The 1,535-nt window shown below is 45.6% G+C and carries 1 protein-coding gene; it reads right to left on the reverse strand.

From position 1 onward, the window contains the following. A partial coding sequence (locus tag AB4486_RS22800) for a VCBS domain-containing protein (RefSeq protein ID WP_372118765.1) occupies nt 1-1,535 on the reverse strand: 1,535 nt, incomplete at both ends.

The raw sequence follows: 1,535 nt of genomic DNA on the forward strand, positions 1-1,535 counted from the left end.
CCATCGGCATTGTTTAGAATGGAACCATGATCAGCATGCAGGTTTTCAATGGTTAGTTTACCGGCGTCATTGGCATCCACATCGACGGTATTCGCTAATAGTTGCGCGGTGGTTAAGGTTTGGCGTGTATCTTCACTGCCATTTGCAAGCACCACTTCTGATGAGCAATAAGGTCGGTCATTATCACCATGAATAGTAATAACAATATCGTGGGGTGTACCATCTTTTGATTGGATCGTTATTGTATCAGTTAATGTTTGCCCTTCTCCAAGTTTATCAATTGCTCTGCCTGTTGCATCCTGGCCTATTGATGCGTAATAGCTCCAATCGCCATTTGTTTGTAATATGACCTGACCATAACTTCCGTGATAAACACCTGTTTGAGCGTGGGCTTCACCGCTATCGGCATCGTTGATATTAAGGTGGCCGTCGGTATGGATTTGATCATTCCAAAGCTTGCCAATATTGCCATGTTGATGATCGGGCGAACGATCCCCCACAGAGCTATTAGTGACTGTTCCATCGGCAGCAGTAAAACTATGCCCTTCATGTACATCGCCAGTGCTATCACCGGTAAATGTTGCTGCATCTTGTGAGGCTGTTAAGGTCAGCCCAGCTTGGGTATGCGTGATGCCACCATGCGCGTCTTTGATGTCATAGTTAAATTGCACGGCACCGTTATAATCTTTTTCCGGTGAGAAGGTGAATGTACCATCTTTATTATCGATAACCGTTCCATGATCAGCCACTAAATTTGCAATGGATAATTTGCCAATATCGTTGTCGTCAACATCGCTAGAATTGGCCAGTAGCTGTGCAGGGGTGAGGACTATCTGGGTATCTTCTAAGCCATTCGCTAAACGCACTTCAGCCGAGGCAATTGGCGCATCATTGGTGCCATGAACGGTCACTGTGATATCTTTTTTAGCACTGCCATCAATAGATTCAACGGTAAAGGTTTGCTGGAAGCTTTCCCCTGCACCTAGATGTTGCAACTTGTCATTATCAATGTTGTATGACCAATGGCCCTGTGCGTTGATATTGAACTGACCACCTTCGGCGGTGGTGATGGTTTGTGCGATAAAACCGGCTTGGTCATGATCGGGGTCAATTACGTGTAACGTGCCACCACTGCTGAGCTGATGGGTGGTATTGCCAAAGGAAGTGTGATCTTCGTAAACATGATTATTTAGGCTGGAGTAGGGCGTCACTGCAATTTTTGCTTGGTTATCTTCACCGGTCACTTTCACCATAATGGTGAGCTTCTGACCATCAGTGGTTTCGACTTCGTAGGGGAGCTCCATCGACTCGCCAGCATGTAGGCTACTGATTAGATCGTCCGGATGATGATTGGTACCTGTATCTAATCTGAATTGATAAGTGCCATTAGGCCAAACATCAAGGTGACCAGGTGCAAAACCTTGACCTAAATACTTCCCGCTAAAAACAAACTGAGTGTTATCACCACTATCAGGGTCAATCAGCTGAAGCTGGCCTCTATAGGATTTAAATTCGCTATCCAGCGCTTGTGTTTC

Source organism: Vibrio sp. 10N.222.55.C6 (assembly GCF_041473395.1).
GTDB classification, from domain to species: Bacteria; Pseudomonadota; Gammaproteobacteria; order Enterobacterales; family Vibrionaceae; genus Vibrio; species Vibrio crassostreae_C.